Here is a 17,989-nt window from a genome sequence, read left to right as displayed (position 1 = left end):
GATTTTAGGTCAAGAGCACCGGAGATCAATGATGGTGCGTGGCTCGCTGAGCTCGTCGAGGACCAGGCCGAGCCCCATGCCCAACAGCCAGACGTCCTTGGCCAGCGCGAGACCGTTGGGGGAGGGGCGCAGGCTGCCCTCCCGGCGCATGCCCGGCGTCTTGAGATACATCCCGAGCAGGCCGCCGGCGAACGCGGTGAGGGCGGCCCCGGCCAGCAGCGAGGGGACCAGCGGGACCAGCAGCGCCGCGCCGAGGGCCATCTCCGTCCTCGACAGCATCTTGACGAACTCCTCCGGATCCTTCCCGCGAAGGGCGGGATAGGTGCCGGCGGCCATGCCGTGCACCCGTACCGCGGTCTCCCGGTCGGCCTTGGCCTTGGAGAGACCTGAGTTCAGGATGAACACACCGGCCGCGATCCGGGGCGGAAGGTGGTACGCGTGAGTGCAGAACATCATGATTCCTCGCAGGTGAGATGTGGTCTCGCACTCCTGCCCGCGACATTCCACCGCATCCCGGTCTGAGCCCGGACTTGACCAGGAATTTCATAGTTTCTAGTGCCGCTTCGCCTCCTCGCGGGCGACCGAGACAGCTCAGGCTCTCGGTGGACGGCACTAGTGTGCACGTGTGACAACTGGCGCATACCTGAGATATCCGCATCTGCACGGTGACCTGGTCACCTTCGTCGCCGATGACGACGTTTGGCTGGCCCCCGTGACGGGCGGCAGGGCCTGGCGGTTCACCGCCGACCGCACTCCCGTCTCCCACCCCAGATTCTCGCCCGACGGCACCCGCATCGCGTGGACCAGCAACCGTGAGGGAACGCCCGAGGTGTTCGCCGCCGAGCTCGACGGGCCCGAGGGAGACCGCCTCACCCACTGGGGCAACGCGACGACCGGATCGCGCGGCTGGACCCCCGCCGGGGACGTGCTCGCCGTCACCGCGGCCGGAGAGGGAGGCCGCATCAGGACCTGGGCGTACGCGGTCCCGCTCGACGGCGGAGAGCCGATCCGCCTGCCCTACGGGTGGGTGAGCGACGTCGCGGTCAGCGGAGATCGAGTGGCGACCGTGTCGCCGATGTGGCGCGAGCCCTCACAGTGGAAGCGCTACCGCGGCGGAACCGCGGGCAAGATCTGGGTCGACGTCGAGGGCGACGGTGAGTTCACCCGGTTGTTCGCCGACAGCACGGCCCAGTACTGGTCGGCCCTGTGGGTCGGCGACCGCCTGGCCTTCCTGTCCGACGTGGACGACAACGGCAACCTGCACTCCTGCCTCGCCGACGGCTCCGACCCGCGCAGGCACACACCACACGAGAAGTTCTACGCCCGTCACGCCGCCACCGACGGGCGGCGGGTGATCTACAGCCACGCCGGCGACCTGTGGCTGCTGGAGGACCTGGACTCCGAGCCGTACAAGCTGGACATCAAGCTCGGCGGGCCGCGCCCGGCGCGCGCGAAGCGCCCGGCGCCGACCCGCGTCGGCTCCTTCTCGCCCGATCCCACCGGGCGGGCCAGCGCCGTCGAGATCCGCGGCACCGCCCACTGGGTGACCCACCGCGACGGCCCCACCGGCATGCTGCGCGCGCAACCCGGAGTCCGGGTACGGCTGCCGCGCGCCCTCGACGCCGACGGCCGGACCGTCTGGATCTCCGACATCACCGGCGAAGACGGACTGGAGGTCGGCACCCCCGGCGGCGAGATCCGCACGCTGGCCGCCGGACAGCTCGGCCGGGTGCTCGACCTCGACGCCTCACCCGACGGCAAGCACGTCGCGGCGGCCACCCACGACGGACGGCTGCTGGTCGTCGACCTCGACTCCGGCCAGGTCAGAGAGCTTGACCGGACCACCCAGGGTGACATCAGCGGGCTCACCTTCTCACCCGACTCGGCCTGGCTGGCCTGGGTGCACCCGCACCAGGACCCGCTGTCGCAGATCAAGATGGGCCGCGTCGACGGCTCATCCATCATCGACGTGACTCCGGTGCGTTTCGCCGACTTCGACCCGATGTTCACCCTGGACGGCAAGCACCTGGCATTCCTGTCGGTACGGACGTTCGACCCGGTCTACGACGCGCACGTGTTCGACCTGTCCTTCCCCGCGGGCTGCCGGCCGTACATGGTGCCGCTGCGGGCCACGACGCCCTCGCCGTTCGACCCCTGCCTGCGGGGACGCGGGTTCAACGGCGAGGACGACAAGCCCGCGTCCGACGAGAAGAGGAAGGACGACACCCCGCCGCGCACCGAGGTCGACCCGGAGGGGCTCGCCTCGCGCGTGGTGCCGGTGCCCGTCCCCGCCGGACGGTACGGCAACCTGCGCACCGCCAAGGACGCCCTGCTCTGGCTGCGTTACCCGCTCGCCGGCCAACTCGGCGACGGCACCGAGCCGGTCCGCGAGGTCGTCCTGGAACGCTATGACCTGAAGAAGCGGGTCAGGTGCGAGCTGGGCAGGGAACTGCGGGCGTTCGAGGTGAGCGGCGACGGCACCCGCCTCGTCCTCACCGGCAAGAACGGGCTGCAGACCCGCGCCGCCACAGAGGGAGACGAGGTCGTCACCATCGACCTCGACCGGATCGCGCTCCAGCTCGACCCGGTCGCCGAGTGGCGGCAGGGCTACCTCGAAGCCGGCCGGCTCATGCGCGACCACTTCTGGCGCGCGGACATGAACGGCGTCGACTGGCAGGCCGTGCTCGACCGCTACGCCCCGCTCGTCGAACGGATCGGCGCCTACTCGGAGCTCATCGATCTGCTCTGGGAGGTGCAGGGCGAGCTCGGCACCTCCCACGCCTACGCCCGGCCCAGCGGCTCCGCCGTCGACCCGCGCCGCCGCCAGGGCCTGCTCGGCGCCGACCTGCTCAGGGACGACGAGGGCGCGTGGCGCGTCGCGCGGATCCTGCCCGGAGAGTCGTCCGACCACGACGCGCGCTCGCCGCTGCTCGCACCCGGCGTCGCCGTCCGCGAGGGTGACGAGATCGTCGCGGTGGGCGGCCGCCAGGTCGACCCCGTCCGCGGCCCGCTCGAGTGCCTGTCCGGCACCGCCGACCAGCCCATCGAGATCACCGTACGGCCCGCGTCCGGCGGCGACCTGCGCAGAGTCGTCGTCACCCCGATCAGCGACGAGACCCAGCTGCGCTACCACGACTGGGTGGAGGGGCGGCGGGCCTTCGTCAGACGGGCCTCCGGCGGTCGCCTCGGCTACCTGCACGTGCCCGACATGGTGGCCTCCGGATGGGCCCAGTTCCACCGAGACCTGCGCACCGAGATGGCCCGCGAAGGGCTCGTCGTGGACGTTCGGGAGAACGGCGGCGGACACACCTCGGAGCTCGTCCTGGAGAAGCTGTCCCGCCGCGTCACCGGCTGGGCGCACGCCCGAGGCTACGAGCCCACGCGTTACCCCGAGGACTCGCCACGCGGCCCCATCGTGGCCGTCACCGACGAGTTCGCGGGATCCGACGGCGACATCGTGAGCGCCGGCATCAAGAACCGGGGCATCGGCCCGCTGGTCGGCACCCGGACGTGGGGCGGCGTGATCGGCATCGACTCGCGCTACTCGCTCGCCGACGGGACCGTCGTGACCCAGCCTCGCTACTCGTACTGGCTCGAAGGCGAGGGCTGGGGCGTGGAGAACTACGGCGTGGATCCCGACGTCGAGGTGGTCATGACGCCGCAGGACCGGGTCGGCGGGCGGGACCCGCAGCTGGAGAAGGCGGTCGAACTGGCCCTGGCGGCCCTCGACGAGCACCCCGCCGCGACGCCTCCCGATCTGCCGCCCCCCACCTGGTCCTCCCGATCCTGAGCTTCGCGACCGGATCGGGCCGGGCCGGTGCTTATCCGGCCCGGTTCAGCCGGTTGAGGATCTCGGTGAGGATGGGCTCGGTGGTGGCGAAGTTCAGCCGGACGTGGGTGTCGCCGCCGGGGCCGAACAGGGCGCCGTCGCTCAGCAGGACCTTGGCCTCCTGTTTCAGCACCTCCGCCATGCCGGGCCGCCCGTAGTCGAGCCAGGCCAGGTAGGTGGCCTCCGGGACGCGGTAGCCGACCGTCGGGGGCAGGCGTTCGGCGATGGCCCAGCGGTTACGGTCGAGCAGGGCGAGGGTCTCCCGGAGCCAGGCGTCGCCGTGCCGCCACGCGGCGACCGTCGCCTCCACCCCGAACAGGTTGGCCGACCCGTAGACGAAGGGCGGTTGACCGTCGAGGGCCTCGCGCATCTCCGGTGAGCCGATGTGGGCCACCGAGCAGCGGATCCCGCCGAGGTTGAACGCCTTGGTGGCCGAGGTCAGGGTGACGGTCCGGTCCGGCAGGATGGTGGCGAACGGGATGTGCTCGTACGGGTCGTACACCAGGTCGGCGTGGATCTCGTCGGAGATGACCAGCAGGTCGTGGCGCTCGGCGTGCTCGGCCAGCCGTTCCAGCTCTTCGCGGGTGAAGACACGGCCGGTGGGATTGTGCGGGTTGACCAGCAGCAGCACCCGGCAGCCCGACAGGTCGGGCACCTCGAACCACCAGGACTCGCCCTCGGGCCGCATCTGGATGGCGTGGAGCGGGCGCTCCATGATGGCCAGGGTGTCGAGGAACGGGTGGTAGGCAGGGGTGTGGACGGCCACGCCGTCACCGGGCCGGGTCCAGACGTGCAGCAGCACCTGGAGCGCCTGGTTGAGATCGTTGTAGCTGCGCACGTGCACGGGGTCGGCTTCCCAGCCATACCTGGTCGCCATGCGCTCGGCGAACGCCTCGGCCAGCGGGCCGCATTGCTGGCTCAGCAGCCAGGCCGGGTAGCCAAGATCACCTTCGGCCCGGCGCTGTAGCGCTTGGATGACTTCGGGGGCGGTGGGCAAGTCCATGTCGGCCACCCAGGCGGGGATGACTCCTGGTCCGGCTTCGGCCCACTTCAACCCATCATGCTGTGACTTGAGGTCGTAGAGATGGATTTCGTCGCTCACGTGCTCAGTCTAGATCTCCTGGGCGAACCGTCTGAGTGTTCGCCTGCGTGCGCCACGACCTCCATGAGCAGCTCAAGGCTGACCTCAGCTGGATGCGACCGGCTGAACCGGCCGCCTGAAGGGACACACCGGTGCGGCGCGGGCGATGAGACGCCGCGCGCCGCGGGGAACGGTGGACCGTCAGAGGCGGCGCAGCACCGCGACGACCTTGCCCAGGACGCTGGCCTCGTCACCGGGGATGGGGTCGTAGTTGGAGTTGTGGGGCACCAGCCAGACGTGGCCGTCCTTGCGCTTGAACGTCTTGACCGTGGCCTCACCGTCGATCATGGCGGCCACGATGTCGCCGCTCTCCGCGACCGGCTGCTGGCGTACGACGACCCAGTCGCCGTCGGCGATGGCGGCATCGATCATGGAGTCACCGGCGACCTGCAGGAGGAACAGGGTGCCCTCGCCGACCAACTGCTTGGGGAGGGCGAAGACGTCTTCGACACTCTCCTCGGCGAGGATCGGACCACCGGCGGCGATCCGGCCGACCAGCGGCACGTAGGCGGCCGTGGGGCGGCTGACCGGGGACTCCTCGCTGCCGGCGTCGGGGTCGACCCAGAGCGCGGGCTCACCGGGCAGTCGCACCTCCAGCGCACGTGGCCGGTGGGGGTCGCGCCTCAAGTAGCCCTTGCGCTGCAATGCCGTCAACTGGTGCGACACGCTGGACGTGCTCGTCAGCTGCACGGCCTCGCCGATCTCACGCATGGACGGCGGATATCCGCGCTGTTGCACCGAGTCGCGAATCACTTCGAGGATTTTGCGCTGCCTCGGGGTCAGCCCCAAGGAGTCACGCCGCCGCACCGCGAGGTCAGTGACCCCGTTAGCGTCATCCCGCTCGCTCATGCTCTTCCTCCTCGCCCGGTCGCCCGCCTCACCGGCGAACCCTCCGGTCCGTGGTCTCCATGTCGCTCACAGCGACCGTATCGCTGTTGAAGATCATCTTCAAACAATTGTTCGAGTCTTCCTCGAAAATGTCGGCAGCGTGGTGTACAACATCGTACGGGAGTTCGATCGACACCGTGTTCGATTCGCCGATCTTTATTTGGCCATTTCCCGGGGCCGCGACGGTGTGGGAGGTCCATCCGTGCGAACCACCAGGATCACAGACCCGACCCGAGACCACGTCAAGCAACCGGCCGCCGGCGCCGGCGCCACTCGGGGCCGTCACGGCCGCACAGGCCCCGGACCACGCCCCACGAAACCTCCGGTCCTGGACCGCGTCCTCGCGAAACCTCCGGCCCTGGACCGTCCCGCGAAAGATCCGGCGGCGGACCGTGTCTTCGCGAAACCTTCGGCCCTGGACCGCGTCCTCGCGAAAGCTCCGGTCCTGGACCGCCTCGCGAAAGATCCGGCGTCGGACCGTGTCTTCGCGAAACCTTCGGCCCTGGACCATGCCCCTGGGAAATCACTTGCGACACGCCATGAGCCGATCGACATTGCGCGGTCGCTCACTCCCATGGCCGTCTCAAGTCGCCCTGGCATCCCGGGATCGTTCGGCGGGGCCGCGTCGCTGGGTGACGCCGAAGGTCGCCGTGCCGGGGGCGCCGACAGGGCTGACCTTCCGGTGACGGCGACGTTGGCAGTGGTGGCGATAGCGACAGTGATGGTGATGGTGGCGGCGACGGGGACGACGACGGGGGCGGTGGCGACAGTGGCGGTGGCGGCGACGTTGGCGGTGGTGGCGGTGGGGTCGCTGGCCGTGGTCGCTCGGGTGAGGTCGTTAGTCCCGGTCGAGCGGGGATGCGGAACTGAGGGGTGATGCCGGAGCCGGAGCGGATCGAGCTGGAGTGCGGGGCGAGAAGGGAGGGGAAGCGTGGTTTCGCATGATGGGCGAAGGGCGGGGCGCAGGTCGACGGGGCCGGGGAGGCCGCAGCTGTGGCTGGTGCCTCCGCCGCGTACGGAGCCAAGGGATGAGGACATCGCGCCCCACGCGGGGGAAGGAGCGAATCCTGGAGGCGGGGCCCGTGGAGCGAGGGGGCCTGACGACACCGGCTCGGCACGCAGGGAGGGGCGACAGCCCGCCAAGCGGGAAGTGACGGGCGCGGCGCCGGTGCGATCCCAGAAAGGTCGCAGGGCGGGACGTAGCGGGGGGCGTGCAGCGGACGCGCTGATGCGGACCAAGCGGGGCCCGGCCCGCCGCGGCGAGCCCGGGCAGATCCTCATGGGTGACCTTTCCCTGAGAGACGTCGGGGACGATCCGGTGCGCCCGAGTGGGCAGCGGCCGAAAGGATCGCCACCTGCGCCACCACGCCGATCGGAACGGCGAGCCCTTGGGCAGGAGACCGCCGGCCAAGGTGAGCCGGTCGGTCAGTACGGAAAGGCCCGTCCGGGAGAGCCTGCCCGAGACGGCACGGCAAGCCGCGCGGACGGTTGGTTCTGGCTCCGAGGAAAGCCGGGGCGCGGACGTGCATCCGGCTCGCGAGAGCGTGGACGTGGATCCGGCTCGCGAGAGGAGGCGGCTCGCGCGGCCGACTCTCGCCGGCGATCCGAGGCGGAAGGGTCGAGGGGCGGCGAGCGTCGAGCGGAGCCGGCGAAGGGCATCCGGCGTCAAGGCCAATCGGGGCGCGTGGTTGGCCCCCTTTGGCGAGACCGGTCGGGTCGGGCGGCCGCAGCCGTGAGTGGCGGGCGGAGTCGTGCGTCCGGGGCTAAGAGTGGCGGGCTGGGTCGAGCGTCCGGGGCTAAGAGTGGCGGGCTGGGTCGTGCGTCCGGGGCCAAAAGTAGCCGGCAGGGGCGTGCGGCCGTGGTCGGCAATGGTGGGCCGGGGCGTACGGGCGGGTTTGAGAGTGGTGGGCGGGGGCGTGCGGGCGCGGCCGAGAAGGGCGGGCGGCGGTTGAAGCTCGTGCCGACCGGCGCGGACCTGATGGCGAGCCGGCCGGAGAGTGAGCAGAAGGGGCCGCACAAGCACGAGCAAGCGCCCAAGCGATCGCGCAAACGAGCGCGTAATGGCCGGCGGCCTCAGGAGCTGAGCCGGCGCACGCGTGGGAGGCGGCGCGGCGGCGGGGGCGGGGGCGAGGGCGTGACGCGTCCGGCGAAGCGTCAGGCACCGCCCGTGCGTCTGACGCGACGAGGCCGCGCGGTCCTGGTGGTGGGCATGGCACTGCTGTCGCTGGGCGGATTCTGGCTCGGCACCAGGACGGCGAGTCACGCGGCCTCGACGCCCGCGGTGACGGGGCACTCCTGGCAGGTGGGCCTGCCGTGGGAGGACGTGCGCAGGGGCGACACGCTGTGGAAGATCGCCGAGGCGGTGACGCCCCAGTTCGGTGACCCCGGCGTGTTCGCCGAGGAGATCAGGCGGCTCAACCGCCTGCCCGACCTGTTAGTCCGGCCGGGCGCCCGCGTCTACCTCCCGCCCGGTGTCGAGGGCTGAGAGCGGGCACGAGCGCCCGCTGTGGGCTGGCTGAACGGTGTGCAACCGGATCGCGGTGTGAGAGAAGTTCACGGACGTGATGCGAGCCAAGCGAAGTGACGCATGAACCGACACGCCCGGGGCAGCGAGATGAGGCTCTGCTGATCAGCGAGTTCGGTTGGATAGGTCTGCTCAACTTGCGTTCATGGTCGCGCGCTTCTACCGTTGGACCACAACATCTAGTAGTTACACCGATGTAGTTCACCACACCTTGTGTTTCAGCGACCGCACCATGGCACGCTATGGGGCGTGCGCGAGCGTTCCGTCGCACGTGCTTTACGCCGGTGGTGACCGCGGGTCTAGGAGGCGAAAGCGTGCATTGTCCGTTCTGTCGTCATCCTGACACCAGGGTCATCGACAGTCGTTCCACGGACGACGGAGCCGCCATCCGGCGTCGCCGGACCTGTCCCGAATGCGGTCGCAGGTTCACCACGCAGGAGACCGTACTCCTCATGGTGAGCAAGCGCAGCGGGGTGACGGAGCCGTTCTGGCGGGACAAGGTCGTCGCGGGCGTGCGGCGGGCCTGTCAGGGCAGACCGGTGAGCGAAGACTCGCTGGCCCAGCTCGGCCAGCGGGTGGAGGAGGCCATCAGGGCCAAAGGCGCGGCGGAGATCCCCTCCAACGAGGTGGGGCTGGCGATCCTCGGCCCGTTACGGGAGTTGGACGAGGTGGCCTACTTGCGGTTCGCATCGGTATATCGCGGTTTCGAGAGCCTGGCGGACTTCGAAGCCGAGATCGAACAGTTGAAGGCGGAGAAGGGGGAGTCATGACGGAGACGGTCAGCGGTTCAGTCACACGCGGGGGTAAGCGTCCTCGCAAGGGCTTGAAGATGAAGCGGATCTTCACCAAGCCGGGCGTGCACCCGTACGACGACATCGCGTGGGAGCGCCGTGACGTCGTTATGACCAACTGGCGCGACGGCTCGATCAACTTCGAGCAGCGGGGTGTCGAGTTTCCGGAGTCCTGGTCGGTCAACGCGGCCAACATCGTGACGACCAAGTACTTCCGTGGCGCCGTGGGCACGCCGCAGCGCGAGTGGAGCCTCAAGCAGCTCGTGGACCGGGTCGTCGGCGTCTACACCAGGACGGCGGTCGAGCACGGCTACTTCGCCGGCGACGAGGACGCCGAGATCTTCGATCACGAGCTGAAGTACGCCCTCGTCCACCAGATCTTCGCGTTCAACTCGCCGGTCTGGTTCAACGTGGGCACCCAGTCGCCCCAGCAGGTCTCGGCGTGTTTCATTCTGTCCGTGGACGACCAGATGGAGTCGATCCTGGAGTGGTACAAGGAAGAGGGCGTGATCTTCAAGGGGGGGTCTGGCTCGGGGGTCAACCTCTCGCGCATCCGTTCCTCCAAGGAGTTGCTCTCCAGCGGTGGCACGGCCAGCGGTCCGGTGTCGTTCATGCGCGGCGCCGACGCGAGCGCGGGCACCATCAAGTCGGGCGGCGCCACCCGCAGGGCCGCCAAGATGGTCGTGCTCGACGTCGACCACCCCGACATCGAGGAGTTCATCGAGACCAAGGCGCGTGAGGAGGACAAGGTCCGCGCGCTGCGCGACGCCGGGTTCGACATGGACCTGGGCGGCAAGGACATCGTCTCGGTCCAGTACCAGAACGCCAACAACTCGGTCCGCGTCTCCGACGAGTTCATGCGGGCCGTGGAGCAGGGCGACGGGTTCGGCCTGCGGGCCCGTCTTACCGGCGAGGTGATCGAGACCGTCGACTCCCGCGACCTGTTCCGCAAGATGGCCAAGGCCGCCTGGGAGTGCGCCGATCCGGGCATCCAGTACGACGACACGATCAACGACTGGCACACCACTCCCGAAACCGGGCGAATCACTGCAAGCAACCCCTGCTCGGAATATGTGCATCTGGACAACTCGTCCTGCAACCTGGCCAGCATCAACCTGCTGAAGTTCCTGAAGGACGACAACTCCTTCGACATCCAGGGCTTCGTCAAGCTGACCGAGCTCATCATCACCGCCATGGACGTGTCGATCACGTTCGCCGACTTCCCGACCGAGAAGATCGGCGAGACGACCCGCGCCTACCGTCAGCTCGGCATCGGCTACGCCAACCTGGGCGCGCTGCTCATGGCGACCGGCCACGCCTACGACTCCGACGGCGGTCGCGCCGTGGCCGGGGCGATCACCTCGCTGATGACCGGCACGTCCTACCGCCGCAGCGCGGAGCTGGCCGGCGCCGTCGGCCCGTACGACGGCTACGCCCGCAACGCCGAGCCGCACAAGCGGGTCATGCGCAAGCACGCCGCCGCCAACGACAACCTGCGCACGATCGGCTCGATGGACGGCAAGATCCACGCCGAGGCGTCCCGGCAGTGGTCGGAGTGCCTGCGCATCGGCGAGAAGAACGGCTACCGCAACGCCCAGGCCAGCCTGCTCGCGCCGACCGGTTGCCTCACCGGCGACACGCTGATCACCACCGACCGTGGTCTGGTCCGGCTCTCGGAGATCGGCGACGTCTACGGCGACCGCTGGCAGGATCTGGACATGACGGTCTCGACAGATGAGGGACCACGCCGGGCTACGAAGTTCTTCGTCAATGGCGAGGAGCCCACCCGGCTGCTCAGGACCGCCGGGGGCTACCAGATCCAGGGCACCCTCACCCACCGTGTGAAGGTGGTGGACCAGGCGAATGGCGAGTGGATCTGGAAGCGCATGGCGGACGTGGGCGCGGGCGACATCCTGCCGATGCAGCTGAGGACCTTGGTGGGGACCCCTCGCAAGGTCGCGCTGCCCGTTCTGGACCAGGCCTACTATGCGGGCGACCGGAACATTCGGGTTCCCGATGCCGTCTCCGAGGAGCTCGCCGAGTTGGTGGGTTACTTCATGGGTGATGGCAGCCTGCACAGCAAGGGCATCAGGCTGTGCGTGGCGGACGCCGATCTCGATGTGGTGGAGCGACTGCGGATCATCTCAAAGTCGCTGTTCGACCTGGAGCCCGTCGTCACGGCGAAGGAGGGCTACCACGAGGTGGTTCTGCAGTCCGTCCGGCTGGCTCGCTGGTGGGAGGGATCCGGCTTCGCCAAGGAGCTTCCCGGCGTCGACCATTCGGGCAAGGGCTGGTCTCCGCGGGTTCCCTCGGCGATTCTCGAGTCCAACGACGCTGTTGTGTACGCGGCGTTCCTGCGTGGTCTGTTCGAGGCCGACGGCACCGTCGCTGAGGGTGTCCCCAGCCTCAGCACCGCGTCGAAGTCCTTCGCGGGTGAGATCCGCACGCTTCTGCTCGCCCTCGGCATGATCACGACCACCAGGACGACGGTCAGCGGTTTCGGAAGCGATCTCTACCAAGTGCGCCTGCGCAACATCGACCACGCGCTGGTCTACGACGAGGTGATCGGCTTCCTCGGCGAACGTAAGGCGCGGGCGCTGGCGTTCGCGGAGCCTGACGGGTCGGCCAGGCGAGACCACGTCTACCTGCCGCGCGAGGCGTGGGAGGAGCTTGCGCCCAAGGGCCACAGGTCCCGCGACGCGATCCTCCAGTCGCTTCGCAACGTCGGTGGGGTGCCGCGGATGGCGGCCAGGCTGCTGTTCGCGGAGACGCACGACGAGCGGCTGGCACACGCCCTGGGCCATGCCTTCGAGGTCGTCGCGGCCAACGAGGACGGCGGCGTGCAGCCGACCTACGACCTTTCGGTGCCGGAGAACGTCACCTACGTGGCCAACGGCATGGTCAGCCACAACACCATCGGCTTGATGATGGACTGTGACACGACCGGCATCGAGCCCGACCTGGCGCTGGTCAAGTTCAAGAAGCTGGTGGGCGGCGGCTCCATGCAGATCGTCAACCAGACCATCCCGCGGGCCCTCCGGCAGCTCGGCTACCAGCAGGAGCAGACCGAGGCGATCGTCGAGTACATCGCCGAGCACGGTCACGTCGTCGACGCTCCCGGGCTGCGCGGGGAGCACTACGAGGTGTTCGACTGCGCGATGGGCGAGCGCGCGATCGCCCCGATGGGCCACGTGCGCATGATGGCCGCCGCCCAGCCGTTCCTGTCGGGCGCCATCTCCAAGACGGTCAACCTGCCCGAGTCGGCGACCATCGACGACATCGAGCAGGTCTACATGGAGGGCTGGAAGCTCGGCCTCAAGGCGCTGGCCGTCTACCGCGACAACTGCAAGGTCGGCCAGCCGCTGTCGGCCGGCGGCAAGAAGGAGGAGGCCAAGACCGAGGCGCAGCCCGAGGTCAAGGTCGTCGAGATCAACCGCCCGACCAGGCGGCGGATGCCCAACCAGCGGCCCAGCACGACCACCCGCTTCACGGTGGGCGGGGCCAAGGGCTACATGACCGCCTCGTCCTACCCTGACGACGGGCTCGGCGAGGTCTTCCTCAAGATGTCCAAGCAGGGCTCGACGCTGGCGGGCGTCATGGACGCCTTCTCGGTGGCGATCTCGATAGGGCTCCAGTACGGCGTGCCGCTGGAGACGTACATGAGCAAGTTCGTCAACATGCGGTTCGAGCCGGCCGGGATGACCGACGACCCGGACATCCGGATGGCGACCTCGGTGATGGACTACATCTTCCGGCGTCTGGCGCTCGACCACCTGCCCTATGACGAGCGGGCGGCGCTGGGCATCTTCTCGGCGGCCGAGCGCGCCGCGCAGCAGCGCGGTGAGGACCCGGCGGTGCTGCAGGAGTCGGTCGACCGCGAGGCGCTCGCGCAGTCGGCGCCGATCGAGGAGAAGCCGGAGGTGGAGCCGGCCAAGGAGCTCACGCTGGAGAGCCACCGGCGCATCACCGCCGACGCGCCGCTCTGCATGACGTGCGGCACCAAGATGCGGCCCGCGGGCAGCTGCTACGTCTGCGAGGGCTGCGGCTCGACCAGCGGCTGCAGCTAGGCGATCGCGGATGACGTGCCAGTCGATCTGATCGACTGAGGGCGTGGTCGCAGGTCAAGGAGGGGAGTCCGGGCATCGGCCCGGCTCCCCTTCTCCCTTTTGGTGAAGAAGGGCCGGTTAACTGAGCAGGCCGCGGCGATAACCCTCGCCGACGGCGGCAGCCCGGTCGCGGACGCCGAGTTTGTCGTAGATGTGCAGCAGGTGGGTCTTGATGCTGGCCTCGCTGATGAAGAGTTTGGCGGCGGCCTGGCGGTTGGAGGCGCCGTCGGCGACAAGGGCGAGGACCTGTAGCTCGCGGTCGGTGAGGGCGGCCTTGACCGGTCGGCGCACCTGGCCCATCAGGCGGCCGGCGACCGAGGGCGACAGGACCGGCTCGCCGGCGGCGGCGGCGCGGACGGCACGCAGCAGTTCGTCGGTGGGAGCGTCTTTGAGCAGGTAGCCGGTGGCGCCGGCCTCGATGGCGGGCAGGACGTCGGAGTCGCCGTCGAAGGTGGTCAGGACGAGGACCTTGACGTGAGGGTGGGCCCGGCGGAGGGCGGTGATGGCGGCGACGCCGTCCATCTCGGGCATGCGCAGGTCCATGAGGACGACGTCGACGTCGAGTTCGGCGGCGCGTTCGAGCCCTTCGCGGCCGTTGGCGGCCTCGCTGGCGACATCGATGTCGGGTTCGGCTTCGAAGACGGCGCGCAGGCCGTCGCGGACGATGGGGTGGTCGTCGACGAGAAGAAGGCGGATCACTGGGGGCCTATCTGGAGGGCGGGGACGGTGGCGCTGACGGCGGTGCCTTCGCCGGGGGCGCTTTCGATCTCGAAGTCGCCGCCGACGCCGCGCACGCGTTGTCTCATGCTGCTGAGCCCGAATCCTTGGCCGTTGGTGCCGTCGATGCCTTTGCCGTCGTCGCGGATGTCGAGGAGGACGACGGTGCCGGTGTAGGAGAGGGTGAGGCCGGCGCGGGTGGCGTTGGCGTGTTTGGCGACGTTGGTGAGGGCTTCCTGGGCGACGCGGAAGAGGGTGACCTCGATGGCGGGGCTGAGGGGGATGCGGTCGCCGGTGACTTCGACGTGGAGGTCGACGCCGGCGGTCTGGGTCCAGGTGCGGGCGAGGGTGGTCAAGGCTTCGGGAAGGTGGGCGTTTTCGAGCTGGTGGGGACGGAGGGCGTCGACCGAGCGGCGGGCTTCGGCGAGGCTGTCCTGGGCCAGGGTGAGGGCGCGGTCGATGTGGGTGTCGCGGTCCTGGACGCGTTGGGCGGCGCGAAGCTGGGTGATGATGCCGGCGAGGCCCTGGGCGAGGGTGTCGTGGATTTCGCGGGCCATGCGCTGGCGTTCGTCGAGGATGCCGGCTTCGCGGGCTTGACTGAGGAGGTGGGCGTGGAGGTCGGCGTTCTCTTCCAGGGCTGTTTGAAGGTCGGTGAGTGCTTGGCGGTACCTGCGCTGCCGTTCTTCGATCCTGATGCCGAAGATGTGGCCGCCGCCGATGGTGAGGGTCTGGACGGCGATGATCGCGATGTGCAGGAGGACGATCTGGGCGTTGACCTGGGACCAGTCGAGTGAGGTTCCGTACAGGACGGTGGAGGTGGCGGCGACGGCGGCGAAGGTCCACTTGGAGGGGGCGAAGGAGCTGGCGAGGAAGAAGCCGGAGATGCAGTAGATGAGGAAGATCGGGTGGTGGAAGGACAGGAGCGCGGAGGTGGCCAGGACGCCGCAGAAGTAGGTGATGGTGGTGGCGCGGCGGTTGCGGAGGTCGGCGGGCAGGAGGGTGTGGGCGCCGAGGATCCAGGCCAGGGCCAGGGCGGTGAGCGCGAGGGTGCGGGGGATCCCGCCCGCGGGCTGCTCGGGTGAGGTGACGCTGATGGCCAGGGCGGTGGCCAGGGTGAGGTAGGGAACGACCTCGACGAAGATCCCGAAACGTCGTTCCCAGGTGGAGGGTGGGAAGGGGTCGTTCATGGCGCTGAGCTTATGCGCATGGGGATGAGGATCGCGTAGCCGTACATGAGCAGCCCGAGGGTGATCATGAAGATGATGGTGGGCCACTGCCAGAGGGGTGGCAGGTGCAGGGCGAGGAACCAGACGGGGTCCTGGATGCCGACGATTTTGAAGATCATGGGGACGATGCCCTGGGGGAAGGTGGGCAGCCAGGCCACGCAGTAGCAGAGGGTGACGGCGACGCGGTGCTTGAGGGGCAGGTCGGCGGCGGTGCCCTTGCCGGTGGGCTGGGGGGCGGGGCCGTGCTTCATGAGGCTGAGCAGCTCGGTCCCATGGCTTTCGAGCCTGCGGTGGGCGATCCTGCCGAGGCCCCAGAAGCTGAGGGCGCCGGTGAGCAGGCCGACGGGGATGCCGGCCCAGGGTTGCAGGAGGATGGCGGCGGCGGTGGGGAGCGCGATCGTGGGGACGGCGACGAGCATGAGCCAGGCCAGGCCGGATTCGGCACCTTCGTCGGCGCCGGTGTTGAGCGGGTTGCCGCCGCGCTTGTGGGGGTCGGTGCCGGGGACGAGGGAGGTGACGGCGATGCAGACGATGAGGCCGGCGGCGCCGCCGAGGAGGGCGGGGAGCAGGCCGAGGACCCAGGGCCAGGCCCAGGTCTGGCCGCTGACGGCGGTGCCGGCGAGGGTGAGGACGGTGGCGGCCGGGCCGACGACGAGCAGCCAGGCGAGCTGGCGGCCGCGGACGTCGGCGCGTTCGGCGCCTGGGGTCATGAGGGTGAGCCACAGGGCGGTTCCGTCTACGCCGTAGAGGTTGGCGGAGACTCCGGCGGCCATGACGATGGCGATGAGCCCGGTGAACGGGACCATGATCCATGAGTCGATGGTGACGAGGAGCAGGGGGAAGACCAGGGCGTAGGAGAAGGCGGTGCCGAGGAGCTGGATGCGGACCAGGTCGCGCCACCAGGTGCGCAGTTCCTTGGCGGCGGCGATGCGGGCGCCGCCGGCGGCGGGGAAGGGGCGGGGTGTGCCGCGGCGGGCGGGTACGCCGCCCCGGGCTGCCGAGACGACGCGCCGGGCGAGCAGGCCGGCCCAGGCGAGCAGGAGCAGGGCGATGGCGGCGCCGTTGGCGGCGAGGATGAGCAGGGCGAGGGGCCAGGATGCTTCGATGGCGGCCACGCCCCAGCCGGAGGGCAGGACACGGACGAGGGTCTGGGTCCAGGCGAGGGTGTCGGTGGTGCCGAGGGCCACGGCGGGGGCCCAGCCGTTGCCGCTGAGGGCCAGGGCGGTTCCGGTGACGATGCCGGCGGTGGCGGCGGTGACGCGGGATCGGACGAACAGCCCGATGACGGCGACGACGACCCGGGAGATCACCACCATCGTGGTGAGCGTGGCCAGGGCGGCGGCCAGCCCGATGAGGACGCCGGCGGGGCCGTGGCGCCAGCCGTACACCGGCAGGGACAGCAGGGCGATGAGGGTGACGAGTGGTGCGGGGCCGGCGAAGGCTCCGGCGAGCAGTCCTGCCGCGATACGGCGGGGCGTGGCGGGGAGCATGGCGAAGTATTCGGGGCGGAGGGTCTCGTCGCCGCCACCGGTGAAGATGGGGCCGAAGATCCAGCCGATGAGCCAGACGGCCAGGGCCAGGGGGAGGTAGGCGGGCCACAGGACGGCGACCACGATCGTTCCGGCGGCCAGGGCGAGGCCGAGCAGGACGCCGAAGTACAGGTTGGTGGCGCGGTCACCGCGCAGGGAGTTGCGCAGCAGGGCGAGCCGCATCCGGATCAGGATGTGCGCCAGGTCGGCCTGGCCGGGGGTCATGCTGTGAGCCATGCCAGTCCCTCCGTTCCACGGCTCTGGGCGCCGACGAGGCCGACGAAGGCGTCCTCGAGGGTGGCGGTGCCGCGTACGTCGGCCAGAGGGCCGGCGGCCACGACGCGCCCGTCGGACATGACGCCCACGTGGTCACAGAGCTGCTCGACCAGGGCCATGACGTGGCTGGAGATGATGACGGAGCCGCCGCTGTCGACGAACTTGCTCAGGATGGCCCTGATGGTGGCCGCGGAGACGGGGTCGACGGCCTCGAACGGCTCGTCCAGGACGAGGAGGCGGGGGGCGTGCAGGAGGGCGACGGCCAGGCCGATCTTCTTGCGCATGCCGGTGGAGTATTCGATGACCAGAGTCCGCTCCGCGGCGTCGAGTTCGAAAACCTGAAGGAGCTCGTCGGTGCGTTCGGCGACGACGCCGGCCGGCAGGCCGCGCAGGAGACCGAGGTAGGTGAGAACCTCGCGCCCGGTGAGCCGTTCGGGCATGGCGTTGCCGTCGGGCAGCACGCCGACGAGCGCCTTGGCCTGGACGGTGTCGTGCCAGACGTCGACGCCGAAGATCCGGGCGCTGCCGGCGTCGGGCCGCAGCAGGCCCACGGCCATGGCCAGAGTGGTGGTCTTTCCGGCGCCGTTGGGGCCGACCAGCCCGTAGAAGGATCCGGCGGGGACGGTGAGGTCGACGTCGTCGACGGCGACGTGGTCGCCGAAGGCTTTGCGGAGTCCCGTGGTCTGGAGGGCGGGCTCCGGATGTGTTGACATGCTTCGAGGATCGCGCGGGGGTGTGGGGTGGCGGATCGGCCGAGTGGGGAGCGGAGTGGTGGATTCCGGCATCAACCGATCGGTTGATGCGGAGAGGGGCGGCTGCTCGGAGCGCCGAGCCTTCGACCGCCGGCCGCGGCGCGCTCGCGCGATCGATCGGCCTGCTCGGAGGGAGGGGGCTGACGGCGACGAGCGCCTGGCCTTGGGAAGGCCAGGCGCTCGGGTCGCTGCCAGGTGCGCCGGTCAGAT

11 protein-coding genes are annotated in these 17,989 nt (G+C 69.8%); 4 read left to right on the top strand and 7 right to left on the bottom strand.

Going from position 1 to position 17,989, the window contains the following annotated elements; genetic code table 11:
- Nucleotides 1-9: 9 nt before the first annotated feature.
- Complete coding sequence (locus IEY82_RS28100) at nt 10-456, bottom strand: hypothetical protein (RefSeq protein WP_189127247.1); 447 nt, start codon at nt 454-456, stop codon at nt 10-12.
- Nucleotides 457-625: 169 nt separating this feature from the next.
- Here IEY82_RS28100 and IEY82_RS28095 point away from each other — a divergent pair, with 169 nt between their 5' ends.
- A complete protein-coding gene (locus IEY82_RS28095; protein ID WP_189127246.1) occupies nt 626-3,790 on the top strand; it encodes a S41 family peptidase in 3,165 nt (1,054 codons plus the stop codon).
- A 31-nt stretch (nt 3,791-3,821) separates the two neighbouring features.
- Here the strand turns inward: IEY82_RS28095 and IEY82_RS28090 are convergent, their stop codons facing one another.
- Together IEY82_RS28090 and lexA are read right to left on the bottom strand one after the other, a co-directional pair.
- Nucleotides 3,822-4,931, bottom strand: coding sequence for a MalY/PatB family protein (locus tag IEY82_RS28090; protein WP_189127245.1), 1,110 nt, complete (start codon nt 4,929-4,931; stop codon nt 3,822-3,824).
- A 180-nt stretch (nt 4,932-5,111) separates the two neighbouring features.
- The gene (lexA, locus tag IEY82_RS28085; protein WP_225263931.1) at nt 5,112-5,819 is read right to left on the bottom strand and encodes a transcriptional repressor LexA; all 708 of its coding nucleotides are present in this window, start codon (nt 5,817-5,819) and stop codon (nt 5,112-5,114) included.
- Between the two features lie 2,206 nt (nt 5,820-8,025).
- Between lexA and IEY82_RS28080 the strand changes: the two genes are divergently transcribed.
- The 3 genes from IEY82_RS28080 (at nt 8,026) to IEY82_RS28070 (ending at nt 13,240) form a co-directional block, all read left to right on the top strand.
- The gene (locus IEY82_RS28080; protein ID WP_189127244.1) at nt 8,026-8,343 is read left to right on the top strand and encodes a LysM peptidoglycan-binding domain-containing protein; all 318 of its coding nucleotides are present in this window, start codon (nt 8,026-8,028) and stop codon (nt 8,341-8,343) included.
- 353 nt (nt 8,344-8,696) lie between these two features.
- On the top strand, nt 8,697-9,152 hold the full coding sequence (nrdR, locus tag IEY82_RS28075; RefSeq protein WP_189127243.1) for a transcriptional regulator NrdR: 456 nt from the start codon (nt 8,697-8,699) through the stop codon (nt 9,150-9,152).
- A gap of 59 nt (nt 9,153-9,211) precedes the next feature.
- Nucleotides 9,212-13,240, top strand: a complete 4,029-nt coding sequence (locus tag IEY82_RS28070) for a vitamin B12-dependent ribonucleotide reductase (protein ID WP_372459753.1) — start codon at nt 9,212-9,214, stop codon at nt 13,238-13,240.
- Between the two features lie 117 nt (nt 13,241-13,357).
- On the opposite strand, the gene IEY82_RS28065 is transcribed toward IEY82_RS28070, so the two are convergent.
- From IEY82_RS28065 to IEY82_RS28050, 4 genes are read right to left on the bottom strand one after another with little or no spacing between them, the layout of a single operon-like run.
- Nucleotides 13,358-13,978, bottom strand: coding sequence for a response regulator (locus tag IEY82_RS28065; protein ID WP_189127241.1), 621 nt, complete (start codon nt 13,976-13,978; stop codon nt 13,358-13,360).
- Entirely contained in the window at nt 13,975-15,183 is a 1,209-nt protein-coding gene (locus IEY82_RS28060; RefSeq protein WP_189127240.1) for a sensor histidine kinase, read from the bottom strand. Before IEY82_RS28060 ends, IEY82_RS28065 begins: the two co-directional genes overlap by 4 nt.
- Nucleotides 15,180-16,988, bottom strand: a complete 1,809-nt coding sequence (locus IEY82_RS28055; RefSeq protein WP_189127239.1) for a hypothetical protein — start codon at nt 16,986-16,988, stop codon at nt 15,180-15,182. The genes IEY82_RS28060 and IEY82_RS28055 overlap by 4 nt, the downstream gene beginning before the upstream one ends.
- Nucleotides 16,973-17,740, bottom strand: a complete 768-nt coding sequence (locus tag IEY82_RS28050; protein WP_189127238.1) for an ABC transporter ATP-binding protein — start codon at nt 17,738-17,740, stop codon at nt 16,973-16,975. The genes IEY82_RS28055 and IEY82_RS28050 overlap by 16 nt, the downstream gene beginning before the upstream one ends.
- Between the last annotated feature and the right edge of the window lie 249 nt (nt 17,741-17,989).

This window comes from Nonomuraea cavernae, assembly GCF_014646355.1.
GTDB classification, from domain to species: domain Bacteria; phylum Actinomycetota; class Actinomycetes; order Streptosporangiales; family Streptosporangiaceae; genus Nonomuraea; species Nonomuraea cavernae.
The sequence above is the reverse complement of the archived record's forward strand: the minus strand, read 5'-3'. Positions and strand labels throughout refer to the sequence as shown.